Below are 19404 nucleotides of genomic sequence, written 5' to 3' on the forward strand. Positions count from 1 at the left end.
AAACCCGCTCGTAAGCGGGTTGGTGGTGTGCAGCTAATTAAACCGCCGTTTCGTCCAATTCTGGCAATGCGATTTGGTTGTCGGTGCTGAACTGGTAATCTTTGAATACATGTTCGGCAGTCAGAAGCTGGTAGCGACCATCGGGTAGTTTGTTGGTCGTGTCTTTGAGGCGATATGTATAGTGGCCGCAAGTCCAGCAATCGAAGTTGCGCATATGCGTACATAGGCAAGTTTTCTCGTAAACGTGAATTTCCGAGATTTTCTTGGCTGTTGGGTTTTCTTCGATGACTTTGTTGTAGGCCTGAATGTACGAGCAGCTGCCGTTGGCGTCGAGCAGGTAGCCATACGCTTCGCAGTTCGGGCGAATGCCTGAGCCAATGGCTGGCGTGTTTTTCAACATGCGCATTGGGTAGCCGGTTGGCGAAATTTGATTCACTTCGATGATGTCTTCCGACGCTTTGAAATATTCCTGTTTCACATCATCAGGCAGGCCGCATTCTTTGGTCACGGTAAAGCGCGTTGCCACTTGCACGCCGCCGCAGCCCATTTCGAGGTACTTGACTGCATCCGAGCCAGTAAATACGCCGCCTGCGGCGATCACTGGCATGTTGTCGTAGCCTTGCTCTTTAATCCAAGCCACCACTTCAGCGGCGATGTCTTCGAGCTTGAACTCGGCCCAATCCATACCAAAGCCCAAGTGACCACCGGCCAATGGGCCTTCAACCACGACGTAATCAGGCAGGCGATTGGTGCGTGCTGATTTTTTGATGAACAATTGCAGTGCACGCACTGAAGACACAATGATGCCGAGCTTGGCGGTCCGGAAACGCGGATGATCTTCGATCAGTGAAAACGACCCCAGGTGCAGACCCGCAGCCAGCGTAATGCCGTCGATGCCCGCATCGAGCGCAGCACGCATCCGCACACGCAAGGTTTCTTTCGGGCCATTCATCGTCAACTTTTCCATGCAGTTGATCAGAATCAGGCCGTCGCCTTGTTTGCGTTTCATGGTGGCTTCAACGTGCAGGCGCGTGGCTTCTTCTAATTGCGCCAGATCGAATTGCACCACTGATTTGTCGCTATTGGCGACATTGAATTTGTATTGTTTTAGCTTGTCTTTGACATGCTTGGTGTTGTAGCGGCGATCAGTAACCGTATTGATCATGGCATCTGAAATGTGGCCAATACCGCCGAGGCGACAGGCTTCGAGTGCCAAATCAGCAGTCGAAATATCGACACCCATGCCACCAATCATAATTGGCACGTACTTTTTTTCATTTCCTTCAAGGTCTTTAAAGGTCAGGCGAAAATCATCAACACGCTTCATTCAATCTAATCCACTGCTTCATGTACTGGTATTAAACAATTGTTTAATTTTCGGGCACACAAAATCGCTATTTTTCAGAAGGGGCAATCATATCCTTAAATGGCCTTGCGTGGGGCGGAACTAACATGACGAGGCGCAATAATTTCATCTTTGCTGCAGTTATTTCGAGGTAAATAATCCAGATTCATGCCCATGATTGTGCATTTTCGGTGCCGCTGGCGATTTTGGGTAAAATAGCCCGAGTATCGAATGCCGCCTGAAGGACTTGCATGTCTGAATCCCCATTTCTAAATCAATTAGCCACCGAATTAAGCGAGCGCGAGAGTAAAAGCCTGTATCGCCGCCGCCGCGTCCTCGATTCGCCACAAGGCGCGCGGGTGATGTGCAATGGCTGTGAAGTGCTTAATTTTTGTAGCAATGATTATTTGGGGTTGGCCAATCACCCAAGCGTTGTCGCTGCCGCGCAGCAAGGTGCGGCGGAGTGGGGCGTGGGCAGCGGTGCGGCGCATTTGGTCGCGGGGCATTTCACGCCGCAGCATACGTTGGAAGAGCGCTTTGCTGCGTTTAGCGGCAAACCCGCGGCGATTTTGCTTTCAACCGGATTTATGGCCAATCTGGCCGTCATCCCCGCCTTGCTCGGGCGCGGGGATGCAGTGTTTGCCGATAAGCTCAATCACGCTTCGCTCAATGACGCTTGCCAGCTGGCGCGCGCCGATTTCAAACGCTTTGCGCACAACGACGTCGCGCAGCTCGAACGTCTGCTGGCGCAATCGGATGCAAAACGAAAGCTGATCGCGGTCGATGCCGTATTTAGCATGGACGGCGATATCGCGCCGCTGGCGCAATATCTGGCGCTGGCAGAGCAATACGATGCGCTGCTGTATATCGACGACGCGCACGGCTTTGGCGTGCTCGGCGAAGGGCGCGGTACGCTGGCTGAATTAGGACTTGATTCGCCACGGATCATTTATATGGCCACCTTGGGCAAGGCGGCAGGCGTTGCAGGGGCGTATATCGCTGCAGAGCAAGTGGTCATTGATTATCTGATCAATACCGCCCGCTCGTATATCTATACCACCGCAGCGCCGCCGCTGCTGGCCTGCGCGCTGCACGCTAGCCTCGATGTGATCGAGCACGATAAGGCACGCCGCGAGCGCCTGCTCTCGCACATTCGTTATTTCAAACAATTTTTTGCGACCGAGCTTGTCGATGCTCCGTGTGAATTGCTGCCTTCGGATACCGCCATTCAACCACTCATTGTCAAAGATAACGCCACCGCAGTGGCGCTGTCGCAAGCCTTGCTCGATGCCGGTCTGCTCGTCGCCGCGATCCGCCCGCCAACCGTTGCCACGCCCCGCTTGCGCGTGACTTTATCGGCGGCGCATAGCGATGACGACGTGAAATTACTCTGCCGTGAAATCAAACGCGTTTTAATGGCCGCCGAGCAAGGGTGAAAGCAATGCCGAGCTTGAATCTCATCGGTGCTGGTCGCCTTGGCAATAGTTTGGCTTACCTTGCGCATGCCAGCGGGCAGTATCAAATTGCAGGTATTTATTCGCGTAGCGAGGCGAGCAGCATTGCCGCGCGTGAATTTATTGGCGCAGGGAATGTATTTGAAAATTTGGCGCAACTGCCGCCGGCGGATTTGTGGCTGCTTGCCGTGCCCGATGGCGCGATTGCTACTGTCGCCAGCCAATTGGCGCAGGCTGGGGTGGTGAATGCTGGCGCTATCGTGTTTCACGCCAGCGGCGCTTTGGCGGCCGATCAGCTTGCGGCCTTATCCCCGCTTGGTGCGCAGTGTGCCAGCCTGCACCCGGCGTTTTCTTTTGCCGACCCCGCCCGCGCTGTCGCGACTTTTGCTGGGACTTTATGTGCACTCGAAGGCGATGCAGCCGCTTGTGAGGCTTTGGCCCGCTTGGTGCATGCGATTGGCGGTGTGCCGTTTCAATTGCAAGGTGGCAAGGACGCCAAAGTCGCTTATCATGCGGCGCTCTCGATGGCGGCCAATTATTTGGTGACCTTGTCCGATTTAGCTTTGCAAACCGCAAATCAAGCGGGTATTGCCCCAGAGATAGCGAATCAACTGGTATTGGGGTTGATACGTCAAACTTTGGTGAATGTTGAACAGCTTGGCCCCGCTGCGGCGCTCACTGGCCCGATTGTGCGTGGCGATGCCGCGACGGTGGCGCAGCATTTGGCGGTATTGCCCAGCACGCATCAGGCCTCGTATCGGGCCTTGGGCGAAGCCACGGTGGTTTTGGCGGGCGATCGCCTGAGCGACGCGGCACGCAGCGCATTACTTAATACATTGCAAAGTGAGCCGCGCAGCACATAAAACAAAGACGCGAGCTTTTTCAGCCGGATTCAAACTAGGATTTGGCCCATCTAAATTGGCCAAAAGACACGCACGCAAGGCAAGGCCGCGTGCAGACTTGGGCCTGAAACAGCGCAACAGGATACGAAATGGAGTTAATGATTGAAACCAGCGGCCACGGCCCAGATGTTGTGCTGCTGCACGGCTGGGCGATGAATGGCACGGTGTGGAACGCCGTCGCGCGCGAGTTGGAAAACGATTTTTGCGTACATAAAGTTGATTTACCTGGCCACGGCGGCAGCGCATTTGACGAGGCGACGCAGGGCGATTTGTCCTTGCAACACATGGTCGATGCGGTGAACGCCGCTTTTCCCTATCCGGTGCAGGTCGTTGGTTGGTCGCTCGGCGGCGCGGTGGCGGCGCAATGGGCTTTGCAGCAGCGCGAAAAAGTTCGCTCCTTGACGCTGGTGGCCTCCAGCCCGTGTTTTATGCAGCGTGATGATTGGCAACCGGCGATGGCGCAAAAGGTGTTGGAGCAATTTGCTGCGGCGCTGCAAACCGATTGGCAAGGCACGCTCAAACGCTTTATCAGCCTGCAAGCGATGGGCGACGCCAGCGCGCGCGAGGTGACGCGGGAGTTGCTCGCCGATTTGTTCAAACACGGCGAGCCCAAATTGGCACACCTCGCGCATGGCCTCAATATCTTGCGCGACACCGATTTGCGCGGCGAGATTGGCCAGATTGATTGCCCCGTACTACTGCAATATGGCGATCGCGATACCTTGACGCCGCTGGAAGCCGGCATGTGGCTCGCCAAAGCCTTACCCGACGCGCAATTTAAGCTGCATTACAAAGCCGCGCACGCGCCGTTTTTGTCGCATTTTGCCGATTTCGTGCAAACCCAGCGCGAGTTTTTACTGAATAATCAATAAGGGTATTGCTCTGAAATCCAGATTGTAAAATGATTTCAGGGCTATACCTGCCAAGGATGTGCTGTGCCTACTTTAATGATCCAAGGTTGTACCTCCGACGCGGGTAAATCAACGCTGACCGCCGCGCTGTGCCGCTTGCTGATGCGTCGCGGCGTGAAAGTCGCGCCATTCAAGCCGCAAAATATGGCGCTCAACTCGGCGGTGACCGAGGATGGTGGCGAGATTGGTCGGGCGCAAGCGGTGCAGGCGGTGGCGTGTGGCTTGGCGGCGCATACCGATATGAATCCAGTCTTACTTAAGCCGTCGAGTGATTGCCGCGCGCAGGTGATTATTCAGGGCAAATCGATTGGCAATCTGGATGCGGTCGATTATCACGACTACAAGACGACGGCCAAACGCGCGGTGTTTGAGTCGTGGGGCCGCTTGGCGGCCAACTATGATTGGGTGATTGTTGAAGGTGCGGGCAGCCCGGCGGAAGTGAATTTACGCCAGGGCGATATTGCCAATATGGGTTTTGCCGAGGAAGCCGATTGCCCCGTTTGGCTGGTGGCCGATATTGATCGCGGCGGCGTGTTTGCGCATTTTGTCGGCACGCTGGCTTGCCTGAGTGCATCGGAACAGGCGCGGATTCAGGGTTTTATCATCAACCGTTTTCGCGGTGATATTAGCCTCTTGCAGCCCGGTTGCGACTGGCTGGAGGCCAAAACCGGTAAGCCGGTGCTGGCGGTGGTGCCGTATTTGCATGGCTTGGAAATCGCAGCCGAAGACGCATTGCCGCGCACAGTGGCGAATGTCGACGGCGAGTTTCGCATCGTGATTGCAACGCTGCCGCATATTTCCAATCACACCGATTTTGATCCGCTACGCCGCTTACCGAATGTACGTTGCGAATTTGCTAACCCCAATCAGCCTTTGCCTGATTGCGATTTGCTAATTATCCCCGGTAGCAAAAATACGCTCGGCGATTTGGCGCATTTGCGCGCGCAAGGCTGGGATGCACAAATCGCGCGGCATTTGCGCTACGGTGGCAAGCTGATGGGCGTGTGTGGCGGTTTGCAGATTTTGGGCGCGCAAATTGATGACCCTGAGGGTATCGAGTCGGGAGCTATTTCTGATCGAGGTCTTAGCCATATACCCATTAATACAGTGCTGGAGGCGGATAAGCAGCTTGTGAATGTCACTGGCCAGATTGCGGCGAGTGGCACGCCGATTCGCGGCTATGAAATCCACGTTGGCCGATCAAGCTGGATTGATGCAACGCAAGCTCAATGGCCACGCTTTGCCCACTTGGGCGATGGTCGCGCCGATGGTTGGGTCTCGCCCGATGGGCAGATTTTGGCGACGTATTTGCATGGCCTGTTTGATGAGCCAGCCGCGCTGCAAAGCTTGCTGGCGTGGGCGGGGTGCGCGCTTGAGACCGCCAATTTGCCCGCTGCGAATGTGCTGCTCGAGCGCGAAATTGATCGCCTTGCCGATGCGCTGGATGCGGCGCTCGATTGGTCGCGCGTCGCAGCCGCAGGATTGAGCTTGCCACACTAGCGGCAAGCCGTGCTCATGGCTCCCCTTAAATCCGGTAGGCTTGAATCGGATTGGGATTTTCAGGCGGCATTCACTATAAAGAGCAGTATCTAACTTGCTTTGGGGGCGGTATGCCTGGCCTAGTGAAGTCCCTATTGATGGCTGTATTGCTTGTCGCATTGACGGCCTGCTCACCGCCCAAAGCCAAAGAGCCTTTGCGCGTCGGTTTTAATCCATGGCCGGGATATGAGTTTTTATATCTGGCCAAAGCCAAGGGTTTTTATGAAAAGGCGGGCCTAGAGGTCAAGCTTGTTGAACTCAATACCCTTGGCGATGTGCGCCGTGCGTTTGAGCGGGGGCAAATCGATGTGATGGCCAGCACCTTGGTCGAGGCTGCGATTGCCACGGAAAACACCGGTAAAAAACTCAAAATCGTCGCCGTCGTTGATGCCTCAGATGGGGCCGATATGATGATTGCGCGAAAACCAATTAGCAGTGTGGCCGAGTTGGCTGGCAAAAAAGTAGGGATGGAAGGCGTTACGGTGGATGTGCTCAATGCGTATTTTGCATTGCAAAGCGCCAAACTCACGCTCAAAGATGTGCAAGTGGTGACCCGTACGCAGGATGATCTGATGATTGAGCTTGAATCGGGTCGCATCGACGCAATGCAAACCTACCCGCCTTATTCGATCAAGCTGTTGCAAAATGAGCAATACCAAAAGATTTTTGATTCATCAAAAATCGCAGGCAAAGTGATTGATGTGATTTCGGTCGATGCTACGGTGCTTGCCGAGCGAGCTGATGAGATCAAGGCGCTGGTGCACAGCTACTTTGCCGCGATGGAAGATTTTCAGGCTAACCGGCAAGTCGATGCACACTTGATGGGCTCTCGTTCCGGTGGTAATGCCGAGTCCTACTTGGCTGGGCTGGATGGTTTAAAGCTCATCGCCCGTAATGAGCAAATCAATTACCTCAAAGCCAATGGACAACTGCAGCAATCATTACAGGCTACCGGCATGGCGCTGCAAACTGCTGGCGTTTTGAAAAAGCCCGTTGATGTCAACGCATTTATGTCTGAACAAGCACTAGAGTTTTATCCATAAAATGCCAACTGAGCGCGCAAATTTGTCATTTTTTACCCGACTGCAATGGCAGCTTGTGTTGCCGATGTTGTTGATCTGGTTATTGCTTGGCGGATTGGGCTTGTATGGCTTGATTTCAGTGATCCGCGCTGAGTTTCAACAGCAGGTGCTAGAGCGGGCGCGAGCGATTTCACAGTCGGCACAATTTGCCACTGAATCGGCAAGTAATCTGGCCGGCGTGCAGCGCTTTGTGGCTTCGCTGGGGGCGGATGTGCAGGTTGAGCGTGTTTTGATCCTATCCGGTGCGCCAGCCAAAATCATTGCGGCAAACGAATTATCACTGGTCGGGCAGCGCGTGGATACTTTGCTCGATGCCGATCTGAAAAGGCATCTGAGCAATATGTTCATGCATGCTTTGCCCTATAACGATTTTCAGCATCCGCACCACGCCAATATCTTGGAATATGCCGAGCCCTTATTGCTCAATAATTTAGCGCTTGGGCCTGAGGTCGTTCAATCAGGCGTTTTGGTCTTGTTTATCCGCACCGAAAGCATTAATCAGGCAATCCAGACCAGTTTATTGATACTGGGTGCCATTTTTACGCTGCTGATGTTGGTGTTGGGGGCGGTGCTGATTTGGTTGGTGCAACGGCGAGTGTTGCACCCCATTGAAAATATGCTGCAGACCGTAGATCGACGTTCTGCCGGTGAAACAGCCTTGGTGTCTGCCTTAGCGCCCAATGAGCTGGGGCAATTGGGGCGGGCATTAAATCAAATGCTCTTGATGAGTGATGAGCAGCGTGCGCAGCTTTCGGCGCAAGAATTGATGCTGGCCGAACAACTCACGCAATTACAGCTGGCCGCCAGTGCGCTCAAAATGGGGGCGTGGACTTACCATCCACAATCGCATTGTCTGCAATGGAATCAAGCTCTGTTTGAGTTGTATGGCGTCGATATGGCCTCGTTCCCTGAGCCTGCCGATGTGCGGCAATTATGCATGGCCGCGGCGGATGTCGCGCAAGAGGATGCGCTGCTTGCTGCGCTTGACCACGCCAATCCAAGTTATAGCGTGGTGTATTCCATCGAGCGCAATGGACAAACGGTGTATTTGATGAGCGCTGGTAAATTAAGTGGCGATTATGTGATTGGCTTGTGCCTTGATGTGACTGAGCTCAAGCAAGCGCAACTGCGTGCGGAGGCGGCAAATCAGGCCAAAAGTGCGTTTTTAGCCAATATGAGTCATGAAATACGCACGCCGATGAATGCAGTGCTGGGCTTTGCGCAATTGCTGGGCGACTGTAATTTGGGCGAGACCGAGCGTGATTATGTGCGCCATATTTGGCAAGCAGGCGATGCCTTGCTCGCGCTCATCAATGATATTTTGGATTTCTCCAAAATCGAATCAGGTAATCTGGAGCTGGAGCACATTGCATTTGATTTGTATGGCGTATTGAGAAATTCGCACGATATCGTCAGTGTAAAACTCAGGGAAAAAGGCTTGCAGTTTGAAATGCAGCTGCCCGATGCGCCGGCGGCTCGTATTTATGGTGACCCAAGTCGGTTGCGTCAGATTTTACTTAACCTACTGAATAACGCCATCAAGTTTACCTATGATGGGTATATTAAGATGAGCCTTGATTGTAATGATGTTGACGAATATACCTCTGATGTAATTATTAAAGTCTGCGACACTGGGATTGGCATGGACGAGGTTGGGCTGGCGCGGTTATTTAAGCCGTTTAGCCAAGCGGATGTGAGTACCACCCGCCGATTTGGCGGCACGGGCTTGGGGCTATCAATTAGCAAAAAATTGCTTGAGGCTATGGGCGGGACGATTTCCGTTGCTAGTCAGCAGGGAAAGGGCAGTTGTTTTACGATGCAATTGAGATGTCAAAAAGCACCCGCAGCACCCGTCTTGCAATTTGCCAACCTTGCGGGCAAAAAAATCCTCGTCGTGCATGTGGGCGCGGAAATAGATCATTTATTGCTCTCGCAGCTTAAGCAATTGGCCTGTCACATCAGTACGGCCAATCTGATAGAGCCCATTGCAGTGGCTCAATATGATCTATGGCTATTTGACTTGGGCCCCCACATTGATGAAGACCAAGCCTTGGTGTCGTTGCGTCAACAATTGCATGCTTATCCCGCGCCAGCGGTTTTGATTTCTAGTGCGGGCAGTGGCAGCGCACGGCAGGCGCGCTTAGCCGGCTTTAATGCCTATCTAGGTCGCCCGCTGATTGCGGATCAGGTGGCGCAATGTTTGGCGGCTACCTTAGGTGCTCAGGCAAGTGGGGCCGCGCAAGAATTGCTCACCGTGCATCAGATTCGTGAAGCGCGGCAAAGTGCGCCGCAGATTTTGCTGGTGGATGATAATCCGCTGAATTTAAAAGTTGCGCAGTTGATGCTGCAAAAACTAGGCTGCAATGTCGACACGGCCAGTGATGGTCAGCAAGCGATCGATTGCGTGCAGCGACAATCGTACGCACTGGTTTTGATGGATTGCCAAATGCCGGTTATGGATGGTTTTGCCGCAACCCGAGCGATACGGCAGCACTATAGTGCTGAGCAGTTGCCGATTATTGCGTTGACGGCCAATGCATTTCAAGAGGATGCCCAGCACTGCCATGATGCCGGGATGAATGACTTTCTCAGTAAACCTGTCGCGCAGAATGAATTGCAAGTCATGCTGAGCCGCTGGGTTGCTTAAATCCATATTGCCAATGGTTGCCAATTATTCGGCCTAATCAATGGGAAACGTATCGCAATTTTCACCACGCGCACTATGATGAATTGTTGAATAACTGATAGATATAAATGGGTATGGATTTTTTACTCGACGACGTGCCCTCGATCAATGATGAAGTGTTAACGCCCTGGAAAGTGGCGGTGATTGATGATGAGCGCGATATTTTTGAAGTCACCCGTCTATCGTTGTCGCGCGTGAAGGTCGATGGTCGCCCGCTCGAATTGTTGTATGCCAATAGCGGTCAAAGTGGCTTTGATCTGATCAATTCCCACCCCGATATCGCGGTGGCATTTATTGATGTGGTGATGGAGTCACCCGAAGCGGGTTTATTGCTGGTCGATAAAATCCGTTCTGATTTAAAAAATCATGCATTACGGATTATTTTGCGCACGGGGCAGCCCAATCAGCATCCCGAAGAGCTGGTGATCGAGTCTTACGATATTAACGATTACAAAGCCAAAACTGAGCTCACCAATATCAAGCTCAAAACCTGTATTTATGCGGCTATTCGCTCTTATCGCGACATCATGACCATTAGCAATACGCAATTGGGCATGGAAAAAGTGATTTCCTCTTCGCAAGCGGTGTTGCGCAGCCGTACTTTGCATCAATTTGGCTCTGCCGTATTGCAGCAGTTACTCGATCTACTCAATATTCAAAGCAGTGAAGTGTATCTGGTGTCGCAATCGATCGATTTATATGGCGACAGGGTTAATCATGTGCTCGCCGCCACTGGCGACAATGTGCAGCTTGACGATCAGCTCAATGGCCCGCTTTTACCCGATCATGTGCGCGAATTGGTTAATTTTGCCAATGCTGGCGGGGAAAACAAGCTGCCCGATTTTGCATTTCTAGCCCGCTTTCAAGTGGGCGAGTTGGCCTCAAATGTGCTTTACGCCAGCTTGGCTCACCCCCTTGACCCGCTGCAAACCAAATTGCTGCAAATGTTTGCCAGTAATGTCGCCTTGGTATTTGAGGCGCTCTACACCAAAGAAAATATCCAGGAAACGCAGAAAGAATTGCTGCTGGTGATTGGCGACGCCATTGAGCAACGCTCCAAAGAAACGGGTATGCATGTTCGTCGTGTGGCGCTGATGTGCGAATTACTAGCGCGTAAACTCGGCCAGTCGCCGGAGTATTGTGAAACGATTCGTTATGCGTCCCCACTGCATGACATCGGCAAAATTGGTATTCCTGAAACCATATTGCATAAACACGGGAAATTAGATCCCGATGAATGGGCCGTCATGCAAACGCATGCCGAATTGGGTTATCAATTGCTGAAAAATACCAAACGCGTCATTGCCAAAATGGGCGCGATTATCGCCCGCGATCACCATGAAAAATGGGATGGCAGCGGCTATCCGCGGGGCTTAAAAGGGCAGGATATCCCTCTTGAAGCCCGCATTATGGCGGTGGTTGATGTGATTGATGCGCTGGCTTCGCGGCGCTCATATAAAGAAGCCTGGCCTGACGAGGCCATTATCACTTTGCTCAAAGCCGAACGGGGACGCCATTTTGACCCTGATATCGTCGATTTGGCTCTGGCCACTTACGATGAATTCGTGGCAATTCGTCGGCAATTACCAGATCGCAACGAGCATGTTTGATTTTGAAGGCAAGGAATCGGCGGTTATCTTGATCATCGACGATAGTCGCATGAATCAAATGCTGCTCAGTGCCATGCTCAAAGAGATGGGCCAAATTCATTGTGCCAACCACGGCGAAGAGGGCGTAATGTTGGCGCAAACGTTACACCCAAATGTCATTTTGCTCGATGTGGAAATGCCGGGCATGAATGGCTTTGAAGTGTGCAAAATGCTCAAACAGCAGCCTAATTTTGAGAGCGCGATTATTTTTGTCACGGCGCATAGTGGTTCTGAGCATGAGGTCAGGGCGCTGGATGCTGGTGCAGTCGATTTTATCACCAAGCCATTTCACGATGCGGTCGTTAAGGCGCGGGTGAGTGCTCACCTTCTGCTTAATTTGCAAACCCATTATCTACGCAATCTGGTAAATCTCGATGGTTTAACCGGCGTTTTTAATCGCCGACATTTTGATGAGATGCTGGCACAGGAATGGCGGCGCCATCTGCGCGCCCAGCAATCATTGGCGCTGGCTTTGTTAGATGTCGATTTTTTCAAGCGTTATAACGACGCTTTGGGGCATCAAGCAGGGGATGATTGCCTAAAGGCTGTGGCGCATTGCCTGGCAAAAAGTACGAAACGACCAGGCGAGATTGTTACGCGCTATGGTGGTGAAGAATTTGCCATTATTTTACCCAATACCAGTCAAGAAGAGGTTTTGGGTTTTGGTCATTACTTGTGTCAGCAGATTGCTGCTCTGCAATTACCGCACCCTGATCGCCCCGATTTGCCTTTCGTAACTATTAGTGTTGGCCTGAGTGCCGTGCTACCTACATTGCAAAGCGAACCTAAATCGCTGATTGCCGCAGCCGATGCCGCTTTGTATCGCGCCAAAGAGCAAGGCCGCAATCAGGCTTGTTTGGGTAAATCTTAGCCCTTGTCCAATGAGCAAAGCCGCTTAATCGCCCGCACTGTGTATTTGCAGCCGTACGGCGGCGATTAAATCTGGATAAAAGGTCAGAAAATCGCTTTCAAGTTGTGCATAGTGCAAGCGTAAATCATCGATTCCTGCCGCAAAGGCACTAGCGCGGCGAATACGATGGCGCGCAAAGCCAGCCAATACCATTTCAATTCGTTCCATGTCCTGATAGCCGCCCAGCCAATCATACTTGATCATACTAGGTGCAATTTCTTGCAACCTTTTGGGCAAAATGGCGTCGTATTTTTGCAATTCGGCATAACACTGCTGGCTAAAGTCGCTGAGTGTCTGGTGATGAAATTGTCGCCAATGGCGAGCCAGATAATGATCGAAAAATATATCGATCAGTATGCCGGCGTAGCGCTGGCGCTCGCTCGCAATGCGGCGTTTGGCGCGGATGACGATTTGATGGTGATCGGTAAAATGATCAATAAAGCGATGCAGCGCCATACCTGTTTGCATCGGCATAGGTAAATGACCTGCTAGTGCAGGTTTAAGAAAATCACCCAGCAGATTGCCAATGCGGGCTTGCTCATTATCGGGGGCAAGGTGTAAATGGGCTAGGTAATTCATTCGTGAAAGGAAAAAATCATGTTGAAGATGACGCTCGCAGAGCTTGAAGCCATTCGGCTGGAATGCCTCAGTTTAGTCAATCAGCGCTCGTTCGTATCGGCGGCTGTCGCGGTTGTACCGATTCCCGGTTTGGATGTCGGTGCAGATGTCGCGATTATGACGCGCATGATTGACCTGATTAACCAAAAATTTCAGCTGACCGCGCAAGACGTAGGTCGGCTTGATCCAAAAACCCAGCAACGTATTCTGGTGATTGTGAGCTCATTAGGCAGCACTCTGATCGGCAAATATTTATCCAAAGAACTCATCGTCTTGGCCTTAAAGCGTGTTGGGGTGCGGATGGCGAGCAAACAGGCGGCCAAATTTGTACCCTTGCTGGGCTCGGCCATTGCGGCAGGATTAAGCTACGGAGCGATGCGCTGGCTGGGCAATGCGCATATCGAAGATTGCTATCAAGTGCTCAAACGGGCGATCGAGGAGCAAGAGCGCATCGTCGATGTGCAATAAGGCTGCTGGCTAATTAAGGCCAAACAGTGGGAAAATAGCGGCCAGTTATTTACCGAAAAGCCACTCAATGACCACCATGCAAAATACCGTCGAGCATTTGATTGTCCACCAACTGCACAAAGAGCCTAATGGCCCCGCACGCGTCGCCTTGGGTTCTGCACCTTTGGTGGTCAATAGCGCCTCGCAACGCTTGATCGATCATTTGTGCGAGTTATACGGCACGCGTAATGGCAAAGGTTTTGGCAAATTTGAAGCTGATGATGCTGGCTACGCGATGCCGGGCTTAATTCGCCAATACACCGACGAGCGGATTGATTTTCATGCCTTATCACAGCAGATGATGGCGGAGTTGCAAACCCGTGCTGAAGCCGAGCCTCTCGCGAGCGGTGGCTATGTACTGATTGCGCAAGTGAGCAATCCGGCGATGCAGTTTCTGTTTGTCGCCTTGATCAGTGAAGTGATTGGTACAGCCATTAGCGATGACATGAATGTGGCCGATAGCATTCACCTCGATATGGATCACCTGCGCGTTGCCGGGCGGATTGATCTGGGCAGCTATCGCGCCGGCGGCGAGCGCTATGTCAGCTTTTTGCGTGGTCGCGGTGATGTGGCGGCGTATTTCAAATTGTTCCTCGGCTGCAATGATGTCCATACGCCATTGAAAGAAACGCAAAAGCTGGTAAAAGGCTTGGAAGCCTTTGCCAACGAGCAGGCCATTGCTGGCAATGAGCGCGACGAAATGTTCCAGCGCGCACATAGCTATCTTGATGCCTTGGGTGACGGCCAAGGCGAAGTCGATTTGGCGACCGTGGCCGAGCAGGTATTTCCAGCTGCGCCGGCGCAATTGCAAAGCGCTTTGCAAAATGAAGACTTGGGCATTAACGATGGCTTTGTGCCAGATCGTCGTGCGATCAAGCCACTGATGCGCTTTAAGGCCAATGGCCCACAGTGGAAGCTTGAATTTGATCGCGCCAGCTTGCGCAGCGGCGCGGTGATTTACGATAAATACAGCGATACGCTGGTGCTGTCGAATATTCCAGATGAATTAAAAAAGGCATTACTCGAACAATAATTGCTCAAACACCGCGGCTAAAGATGTGAATATGTCACGAAAGTGATATATACCAACGATGGGTATATTGATGAAGACTTATTAAATAAAGGTTTTTATCGATATACCCTTTTTTATTGGTGTTTCTCGCAGTTTTTCAGCCAGCGCTGTGCTGCGGCATACTGCGTTTTTATTCGATCAATCAAGGCGCTCGATCTGGGCGAGGCGTTTGAATGGAGGCGCAATGCAAGCAGCAGTAGACTGGATCAATGGTTGGGTCTGGAGCAATGGATTGATTTTTCTCTGCCTGGCGGCAGGTCTGTATTTTTCGATTCGAACCCGTTTTTTGCAGTTACGGCACTTTGGCGAAATGTTCCGCCTGATGTTTGATGGTAAAGCTTCCGCAGCGGGTGTTTCCTCATTTCAAGCTTTAGCGATGTCTTTGTCGGGGCGCGTCGGGATCGGCAATATCGCGGGCGTGGCCACGGCCATTGCCTTTGGCGGGCCGGGTGCCGTGTTCTGGATGTGGATGGTCGCATTTTTGGGCGCCAGTACGGCGTTTGTCGAAGCCACACTGGGCCAACTGTATAAAGAAGAACATCACGGGCAATACCGTGGCGGCCCCGCGTTTTACATCGAAAAAGGGCTGGGCTGGAAGTGGTATTCGATCATCTTTGCGCTGGCGACGATTTTCGCGTGCGGTATTTTATTGCCGGGAATGCAGGGCTACGGCATCGCGTCAGGGCTGCAAAATGCCTTTGGCATGCCGCCCGCAGTGACGGGCGCTATTGTGGTGCTGATGTTAGGGATGATTATTTTTGGCGGCGTGAAACGGATCGCCAGCTTTACCCAGTTTGTCGTGCCATTTATGGCGCTGGGGTATTTATTGATTGCGTTCACCGTCGTTGCGCTCAATATTTCCGCCTTACCCGATGTGCTGATGTTGATTGTCAAATCGGCTTTTGGGGCCGAGGCGGGTTTTGGCGCCATGCTGGGCTTGGCGATTCAATGGGGGGTGAAGCGCGGTATCTATTCCAATGAAGCAGGGCAAGGCTCAGCGCCACACGCGGCGGCGGCGGCCGAGGTGAGTCATCCGGCCAAGCAAGGTTTAGTGCAAGCGTTTTCGGTCTATATCGACACGCTGGTGGTGTGTTCTGCCACCGCGTTTATGATCTTGATTACTGGTAAATACAATGTCATTGGCCCCGATGGGCAGACTATCGTCAGTGGCGTGGCGGGGATTGAAGCAGGTGCGGCATATACGCAGGCGGCGGTGGAGTCGGTCTTGCCCGGCTTTGGTGCGGTTTTTGTCGGGATTGCGCTGTTCTTTTTCGCCTTTACCACCATGCTGTCGTACTACTATGTGGCCGAAACCAATCTTTCGTACTTGTGCCGCAAAATCAATGCGCCTTGGCTGTTTGTACTGCTTAAGCTGATCTTGCTCGCCGCCGCGCTCTATGGTTGCGTGCGTACCTCTGCGCTGGCGTGGGGCATGGGGGATATTGGCGTTGGCGTTATGGCGTGGCTCAATATTATTGCGATTTTAGTGCTGCAAAAACCGGCGCTGGCCTTGCTAAAAGACTATGAAACACAGCAGGCACAAGGCCTAGACCCTGTATTTTCGCCTGCGCAATCTGGAATTGCTGCGAGCGAAATTTGGAGCAAGAAAGCGCAGTTGATCAGCAATGCAGAGGAAAAAGTCATGCATGATTAGCCGATAAGCCTCTGAAAACGTTGAATTTGGCGGGAAGGCACAGAATGTTGCTTTTGTAGAACAATCGTTCTTTTTGTGCTTGCCGCCAAGCACATTCTTTTGTATTGTGAACGTACGTTCTATATGAGGTGAATGTCATGGCTTATCGTTTCCGTATTTCAGCAACTGCGTTCGTTCAACTGCAACAGCTACAAGTGCCAATGGCGCTCATCGAATATTTGGCCCAGCCCGCTTGGCGGGGTTCGGCACCCATGCTATCGAGCCGCATGCTTGCGCAAATGCCGCCATCATTGCGGATGATGGCGCAGCGTTTTCTCGGCTTGTATGTCACGGCCAATGGTGAAGGCGAGGTCACCAGCGTACAGCGCATGCAGCATCGCTTGGCCAGCGCCGCGCAGGCCGATCACTATGGACTGGTCGTGAATCAGCAGCCTGGCGCAGCACAGCACGAAATCAATTGGCGCACGCCTATCGGTGCCTAATGGGTATTGCTTTGTAGATCAATAATGATGTTGATTTGAAGCAAATACACGCTATGGGTATTGATGATGGTTGGGCGTAGCTGCCGAGTATTTGCTACACTCCACACCATTCGTCTGTAAAGGTTTAAACCCATGGCTCAATATGTAATGTCCATGCTCCGCGTGAGCAAAATCGTACCGCCCAAGCGCCAAATTATTAAAGACATTTCCCTGTCTTTTTTCCCCGGCGCAAAAATCGGTCTCTTGGGTCTGAATGGCTCAGGTAAATCGACCGTATTGAAAATCATGGCCGGCGTTGACAAAGAATACGACGGCGAAGTGCAGCATTTGCCCGGCATTAAAATCGGCTATCTGGCGCAAGAGCCAGAATTGACCGCCACCAATACCGTACGTCAAGAAGTTGAAAGCGGTTTGGGCGAAGTATTTGAAGCGCAAGCCAAGCTCGAAGCCGTGTACGCCGCTTACGCTGAAGAAGGCGCTGATTTTGACGCGCTGGCGGAAGAGCAAGCGCGCTTGGAAGCGATTATTTCCGCAGGCTCGGGCGAAAACGTCGAGCTGCAACTGGAAATCGCCGCCGATGCGCTGCGTTTGCCAGAGTGGGACGCGATTGTTGGCAATCTATCCGGTGGTGAAAAACGCCGTGTTGCGCTATGCAAATTGCTGTTGTCGAAGCCCGATATGCTCTTGCTCGACGAACCAACCAATCACTTGGATGCCGAGTCGGTTGAATGGCTGGAGCAATTCTTGGTGCGCTTCCCGGGGACCGTCGTGGCCGTAACGCACGATCGTTACTTCCTCGACAACGCTGCTGAGTGGATTTTGGAGTTGGACCGTGGCCAAGGTATCCCTTGGAAAGGCAACTACTCTTCTTGGTTGGAGCAAAAAGAAGCGCGTTTGAAGTTGGAAGAATCGCAAGAATCGGCGCGTCAGAAAGCTCTGAACAAAGAGTTGGAATGGGTACGTCAAAATGCCAAAGGCCGCCAAGCCAAATCCAAAGCGCGTATCGCACGCTTTGAAGAATTGAGCAGCTTTGAGCATCAAAAACGCAATGAAACCCAAGAGATCTTTATCCCTGTGGCCGAGCGTTTGGGCGATAAAGTAATTGAATTCAAAGGCGTTTCTAAAGCCTTTGGTGATCGCTTGTTGATAGATAATCTGAGCTTTAACGTACCAGCCGGTGCGATCGTCGGCATTATCGGCCCCAATGGCGCGGGTAAATCAACGCTGTTCAAAATGATCGCTGGCAAAGAGTTGCCCGATAGCGGTGAAGTTGAAATCGGCCAAACCACGCAAATGGCCTTTGTTGAGCAAAGCCGCGAAGGTCTGGAAAACAGCAAAACCGTATTTGAAGACGTTTCGGGTGGTCATGACGTGATCAACGTCGGCAAATTTGAAATGAGCAGCCGTGCGTATCTGGGCCGCTTTAACTTCAAAGGCGCAGATCAGGCGAAAATCGTCGGCAACCTATCAGGTGGTGAGCGCGGTCGTTTGCACTTGGCCAAAACGCTACTGAAAGGCGGCAATGTTTTGCTGCTCGACGAGCCATCAAATGATCTGGACGTTGAAACCCTGCGCGCACTGGAAGACGCTTTGCTGGAGTTTGCCGGTACGGCCTTTGTGATCTCCCACGATCGCTGGTTCCTCGACCGTATCGCGACACACATTTTGGCGGCTGAAGGCAATTCGCAATGGACTTTCTTCGACGGCAATTATCAAGAATACGAAGCTGATAAACGCAAACGTCTGGGTGAAGAGGGTGCGAAACCAAAACGTATCCGCTACAAACCGATTGCACGTTAATTAGCTTTAGTGTTCAGCTAAGTAAAAAGCAGCTTTGGCTGCTTTTTTTATGCGTCTAAATAACGCAAGCGCACTTTAGGCACTAGATCTTAGGTGTTGCATGTGTGCACGAACTTCGTGACGCAAATAGAAAATTTAAACAATGTACTTAAAATATCAAAATCATTCATTCAATTAACTGAGAATTATATGTTCTTACGAAAAACACTTGCGTCTATTTTGTGTGCGTCGACTATTTTGCTATCTGGTTGTATCCATACAGTCGATGCGATTAATTTAAAGCATCAACCAGCGCAAACAATCACAAAATTACCACAAGCTAGTAATCAAAAGGTCTCTATAAATGTATTTGATGCACGGGCAGATAAGTCAAAGGTTGGAACTAAAATTGACGGAATGGGAAACCCCGCAGCAGCAATTATCGCTACGGAAGATGTTGCATTTGTCATGAAAAAAAGCATCGAATCTGAATTGGTGCAGCGCGGATTTGCAATCAGCGACACTGCTCCGGTTGCTATGAATGTTAATTTGAATGCGTTTATGAGCTCATTTGATCTGGGCTTCTTGAAGTTGGACTCAAAGGCCGAAATAAAAATGTCAGTTAATATCGCTAATTCAGGTAAGAATTATCAACTTGACATTCAGGCTGTAGGTGGCGAGAAATTTATTCAAGTCGTTGATGGAGATAATGCGAGAATTGCACTAGAAATGGCGATTGATAATGCGCTGAATCAGCTTTTTGCAGATTCCAAAGTCATCGAGACCTTGACTGCGCGCTAAAAAATGAGCACTT

At 51.7% G+C, this 19404-nt stretch carries 16 protein-coding genes; 14 read left to right on the plus strand and 2 right to left on the minus strand.

All coding sequences use genetic code 11. From position 1 onward, the window contains the following. Positions 1-37: 37 nt before the first annotated feature. Positions 38-1327, minus strand: a complete 1290-nt coding sequence (locus tag HQ393_RS02175) for a nitronate monooxygenase (RefSeq protein ID WP_179357234.1) — start codon at positions 1325-1327, stop codon at positions 38-40. A gap of 269 nt (positions 1328-1596) precedes the next feature. On the opposite strand from HQ393_RS02175, the gene bioF reads away from it, so the two are divergent. The 8 genes from bioF to HQ393_RS02215 all read left to right on the plus strand — a co-directional run bounded on the left by bioF (position 1597) and on the right by HQ393_RS02215 (position 12439). Further along, complete coding sequence (bioF, locus tag HQ393_RS02180) at positions 1597-2781, plus strand: 8-amino-7-oxononanoate synthase (protein WP_179357235.1); 1185 nt, start codon at positions 1597-1599, stop codon at positions 2779-2781. Positions 2782-2786: 5 nt separating this feature from the next. Further along, positions 2787-3662 (plus strand): Rossmann-like and DUF2520 domain-containing protein, encoded by an 876-nt coding sequence (locus HQ393_RS02185; protein WP_179357236.1) that lies wholly within the window; start codon positions 2787-2789, stop codon positions 3660-3662. Between the two features lie 128 nt (positions 3663-3790). Beyond that, entirely contained in the window at positions 3791-4573 is a 783-nt protein-coding gene (gene bioH, locus HQ393_RS02190; RefSeq protein ID WP_179357237.1) for a pimeloyl-ACP methyl ester esterase BioH, read from the plus strand. 63 nt (positions 4574-4636) lie between these two features. After that, positions 4637-6112, plus strand: coding sequence for a cobyric acid synthase (locus HQ393_RS02195; protein ID WP_179357238.1), 1476 nt, complete (start codon positions 4637-4639; stop codon positions 6110-6112). A gap of 137 nt (positions 6113-6249) precedes the next feature. Further along, on the plus strand, positions 6250-7194 hold the full coding sequence (locus HQ393_RS02200) for an ABC transporter substrate-binding protein (protein ID WP_179357239.1): 945 nt from the start codon (positions 6250-6252) through the stop codon (positions 7192-7194). A gap of 22 nt (positions 7195-7216) precedes the next feature. After that, positions 7217-9880, plus strand: a complete 2664-nt coding sequence (locus tag HQ393_RS02205; protein ID WP_179357240.1) for a response regulator — start codon at positions 7217-7219, stop codon at positions 9878-9880. Between the two features lie 107 nt (positions 9881-9987). Beyond that, positions 9988-11529, plus strand: a complete 1542-nt coding sequence (locus HQ393_RS02210) for an HD domain-containing phosphohydrolase (RefSeq protein ID WP_218871271.1) — start codon at positions 9988-9990, stop codon at positions 11527-11529. Then, positions 11477-12439 (plus strand): diguanylate cyclase domain-containing protein, encoded by a 963-nt coding sequence (locus HQ393_RS02215; protein ID WP_179357241.1) that lies wholly within the window; start codon positions 11477-11479, stop codon positions 12437-12439. Before HQ393_RS02210 ends, HQ393_RS02215 begins: the two co-directional genes overlap by 53 nt. Before the next feature lie 24 nt (positions 12440-12463). Here the strand turns inward: HQ393_RS02215 and HQ393_RS02220 are convergent, their stop codons facing one another. Beyond that, positions 12464-13057 carry an acyl carrier protein phosphodiesterase gene (locus HQ393_RS02220; RefSeq protein WP_179357242.1) on the minus strand — a complete coding sequence of 198 codons (594 nt, stop codon included), beginning with the start codon at positions 13055-13057 and terminating at the stop codon, positions 12464-12466. Between the two features lie 18 nt (positions 13058-13075). On the opposite strand from HQ393_RS02220, the gene HQ393_RS02225 reads away from it, so the two are divergent. The 6 genes from HQ393_RS02225 (at position 13076) to HQ393_RS02250 (ending at position 19391) form a co-directional block, all read left to right on the plus strand. Further along, positions 13076-13564, plus strand: coding sequence for a hypothetical protein (locus tag HQ393_RS02225; protein ID WP_179357243.1), 489 nt, complete (start codon positions 13076-13078; stop codon positions 13562-13564). A gap of 67 nt (positions 13565-13631) precedes the next feature. Continuing rightward, entirely contained in the window at positions 13632-14636 is a 1005-nt protein-coding gene (locus HQ393_RS02230; protein ID WP_179357244.1) for a nucleoid-associated protein, read from the plus strand. A 223-nt stretch (positions 14637-14859) separates the two neighbouring features. Next, a complete protein-coding gene (locus tag HQ393_RS02235; protein ID WP_179357245.1) occupies positions 14860-16329 on the plus strand; it encodes an alanine/glycine:cation symporter family protein in 1470 nt (489 codons plus the stop codon). 137 nt (positions 16330-16466) lie between these two features. Further along, positions 16467-16811, plus strand: a complete 345-nt coding sequence (locus HQ393_RS02240; protein WP_179357246.1) for a hypothetical protein — start codon at positions 16467-16469, stop codon at positions 16809-16811. 132 nt (positions 16812-16943) lie between these two features. Then, on the plus strand, positions 16944-18611 hold the full coding sequence (gene ettA, locus HQ393_RS02245; RefSeq protein WP_179357247.1) for an energy-dependent translational throttle protein EttA: 1668 nt from the start codon (positions 16944-16946) through the stop codon (positions 18609-18611). A 117-nt stretch (positions 18612-18728) separates the two neighbouring features. Further along, a complete protein-coding gene (locus tag HQ393_RS02250; RefSeq protein ID WP_179357248.1) occupies positions 18729-19391 on the plus strand; it encodes a YajG family lipoprotein in 663 nt (220 codons plus the stop codon). Positions 19392-19404 lie beyond the last annotated feature (13 nt).

The sequence above is a fragment of the Chitinibacter bivalviorum genome (genome assembly GCF_013403565.1).
Classification (GTDB): Bacteria; Pseudomonadota; Gammaproteobacteria; order Burkholderiales; family Chitinibacteraceae; genus Chitinibacter; species Chitinibacter bivalviorum.

What these genes read in the sequence shown, in the direction of transcription:
- bioF (WP_179357235.1), top strand. Translation starts at nt 1,597, where the DNA reads ATGTCTGAATCCCCATTTCTAAATCAATTAGCCACCGAATTAAGCGAG.
- HQ393_RS02235 (WP_179357245.1), top strand. Translation starts at nt 14,860, where the DNA reads ATGCAAGCAGCAGTAGACTGGATCAATGGTTGGGTCTGGAGCAATGGA.
- HQ393_RS02240 (WP_179357246.1), top strand. Translation starts at nt 16,467, where the DNA reads ATGGCTTATCGTTTCCGTATTTCAGCAACTGCGTTCGTTCAACTGCAA.
- bioH (WP_179357237.1), top strand. Translation starts at nt 3,791, where the DNA reads ATGGAGTTAATGATTGAAACCAGCGGCCACGGCCCAGATGTTGTGCTG.
- HQ393_RS02215 (WP_179357241.1), top strand. Translation starts at nt 11,477, where the DNA reads ATGAATTCGTGGCAATTCGTCGGCAATTACCAGATCGCAACGAGCATG.
- ettA (WP_179357247.1), top strand. Translation starts at nt 16,944, where the DNA reads ATGGCTCAATATGTAATGTCCATGCTCCGCGTGAGCAAAATCGTACCG.
- HQ393_RS02225 (WP_179357243.1), top strand. Translation starts at nt 13,076, where the DNA reads ATGTTGAAGATGACGCTCGCAGAGCTTGAAGCCATTCGGCTGGAATGC.
- HQ393_RS02210 (WP_218871271.1), top strand. Translation starts at nt 9,988, where the DNA reads ATGGGTATGGATTTTTTACTCGACGACGTGCCCTCGATCAATGATGAA.
- HQ393_RS02220 (WP_179357242.1), bottom strand. Translation starts at nt 13,057, where the DNA reads ATGAATTACCTAGCCCATTTACACCTTGCCCCCGATAATGAGCAAGCC.
- HQ393_RS02185 (WP_179357236.1), top strand. Translation starts at nt 2,787, where the DNA reads ATGCCGAGCTTGAATCTCATCGGTGCTGGTCGCCTTGGCAATAGTTTG.
- HQ393_RS02200 (WP_179357239.1), top strand. Translation starts at nt 6,250, where the DNA reads ATGGCTGTATTGCTTGTCGCATTGACGGCCTGCTCACCGCCCAAAGCC.
- HQ393_RS02175 (WP_179357234.1), bottom strand. Translation starts at nt 1,327, where the DNA reads ATGAAGCGTGTTGATGATTTTCGCCTGACCTTTAAAGACCTTGAAGGA.
- HQ393_RS02230 (WP_179357244.1), top strand. Translation starts at nt 13,632, where the DNA reads ATGACCACCATGCAAAATACCGTCGAGCATTTGATTGTCCACCAACTG.